Annotated in this window: 3 protein-coding genes; 1 reads left to right on the forward strand and 2 read right to left on the reverse strand. The window is 48.7% G+C overall.

The features are described from left to right. Positions 1-222: 222 nt before the first annotated feature. Together PPL9_RS32315 and PPL9_RS34120 are read right to left on the reverse strand one after the other, a co-directional pair. The gene (locus PPL9_RS32315) at positions 223-378 is read right to left on the reverse strand and encodes a hypothetical protein (protein WP_161831232.1); all 156 of its coding nucleotides are present in this window, start codon (positions 376-378) and stop codon (positions 223-225) included. Positions 379-583: 205 nt separating this feature from the next. Then, positions 584-955 (reverse strand): SCP2 sterol-binding domain-containing protein, encoded by a 372-nt coding sequence (locus PPL9_RS34120; RefSeq protein WP_244273358.1) that lies wholly within the window; start codon positions 953-955, stop codon positions 584-586. Between the two features lie 479 nt (positions 956-1,434). Here PPL9_RS34120 and PPL9_RS06470 point away from each other — a divergent pair, with 479 nt between their 5' ends. Beyond that, on the forward strand, positions 1,435-1,893 hold the full coding sequence (locus PPL9_RS06470) for a hypothetical protein (RefSeq protein WP_057461931.1): 459 nt from the start codon (positions 1,435-1,437) through the stop codon (positions 1,891-1,893). Positions 1,894-1,950 lie beyond the last annotated feature (57 nt).

Genomic DNA, 1,950 nt, shown 5'->3' on the forward strand with positions numbered 1-1,950 from the left:
GGGGTGGCTCCATTCGTTTGCTGTCCATGACAACTGCAGTATGACGCATTACGGCGTTGGTGGGAGCAGGAGCCATCCACCCCATCAGGTAATGGCCCTTTTTCTGTAGGCGCTAAGGTATTTTGCAACAGGGCCCTTGCCGGTGTCCCCAGCAAGCCATTTCTTATCTACTTCAAGAAACTTCCTTGGACCAATTGTAGTAGAGCTCTGCGAGATACCTTCTTACCGGCTCAGCTCAGCAATACTGTCTTCATCATGTAATCCGGCAAGCACGATACGGATCTTGTCTTCTGCGGAATAGCGCTTGCGGGCCTTGCTAGGGATATCTTTGAACGCTTCCTCAGCAGCGGCACTCGCTGCTGAGGTGTTTAGCCCCATATCTCATCCATATGGCTTCGGCGGGGAGCAGATAGTTACCAATGTTGCTGCAGCAATCATAACCTTGAAGACATACACGCAAAGCAAGCTCCTGCCGATTAAGAGCGATTGTGGAGGTGGAGAATGTGATCGTAGGTCTCAACGCCTTCTTGCAGTACCCTGCTTAAACGACCAGCAGGTATTGAACAGTAGCGGTTTACCGAGATCAAATATTCGGGGCAGGTTTAATTTTCGAGTAAGGAGAACAGGCGAACCAGTCCTGAGCAGATTGAACCAGTTCTCTGGAGCCCTCAAGGTATAAATCGTTATTCGCTTTTGCTTTGTTGATTGAAATATCGCGCATCCAAATGGATACTAGGCACTCAAGCCGCGCACTGATATAGACATCCACATCGTGGCCCGGATCATCTGTGCATAGATCTACGGTTTTGCCATTCGCTAAAATCCACCAGCTACCGAGCCTGCTTTGATCGATAATGTGCACGTGGATCACTGTTTCGCCGCCCGGCATCGCATCTGTTGCCAGAGTTCGATGGAAGTCCCACATGAACGCGCCAACATCACAGTCTTGCTCCATTATACGGCGACTTCGCCAACGTAGCCCCCAAACAGCCATGGCATCGATGATCGGCCCCAACTCCCTTCCCGATCTGGTAAGCCGATATTCCTTTGTTCGGCCAGTTTCAGTGGTTTTGCGTAGAATAAGTTCTGCGTCTTCTAGCGACTTGAGGCGGTTGCTCAAAATCGAAGGTGACACGCGTGGTATTGCCCGTTGAAAGTCACTGAAATGCGTAGATCCTAGAAACAATTCACGCAGAATAAGAAGAACCCACTTGTCACCGATAACATCGGCTGAAGCTATCGCAGGACACAAGCTGCCGGGCAAGATCTTACGGGAAGTTTTCATAATCTGAACGTAATGAACTCCGTTTTACAAAACAACTATGGAATCCGTAGTGAATTACTATTAAAGCCGAACTTTCTTAATCAAGAGAGCAAGCGCACCTTTATGTCAACGTCTGCGATCAAGGCGGCGTACGGAACCTGGAGGTTAATATGGGACGCGCTCTTGCATTTTCTTATGGAATATTATCCTACATCGTCTTTTTTCTCACCTTTCTTTACGCCATTGGCTTTGTAGCCAACATTGTTGTGCCAAAGGGGATCGATTCAGGATCGCCTGGGGCTTTTCTACCGAGCCTTGGTATCAATCTACTGCTGCTAACGATTTTTGCACTTCAGCACAGTGTGATGGCGCGCCCCGGTTTCAAACTCATCTGGAAGAAAATTATTCCCCAGCCTATAGAGCGGAGCACCTATGTGTTGCTGTCCTCTCTGGCTTTGTGCCTGATTTTCTTTTATTGGCAGCCGATGGCTAGGGTCGTCTGGGATGTTTCTGGAACTCCATTGGGCCTAGCGCTTGTGGGTATTTATTGGGTCGGATGGCTTATTGTCCTAAGCTCAACCTTCATGACTGTCAGTGCTGGATGTATTTTCCCCATTTGTGCTGCTTGAAAATTACCCACTTTCGCAGCTTTGACTTTTGATTGAAGGGGCATGCCCCTTCAATCA

It is taken from the genome of Pseudovibrio sp. POLY-S9 (genome assembly GCF_001431305.1).
Taxonomy (GTDB): domain Bacteria; phylum Pseudomonadota; class Alphaproteobacteria; order Rhizobiales; family Stappiaceae; genus Pseudovibrio.

Excerpts from the sequence above, each read along its gene's own strand:
- PPL9_RS32315 (WP_161831232.1), bottom strand. The coding sequence starts at position 378 with ATGGGGCTAAACACCTCAGCAGCGAGTGCCGCTGCTGAGGAAGCGTTC.
- PPL9_RS34120 (WP_244273358.1), bottom strand. The coding sequence starts at position 955 with ATGGAGCAAGACTGTGATGTTGGCGCGTTCATGTGGGACTTCCATCGA.
- PPL9_RS06470 (WP_057461931.1), top strand. The coding sequence starts at position 1,435 with ATGGGACGCGCTCTTGCATTTTCTTATGGAATATTATCCTACATCGTC.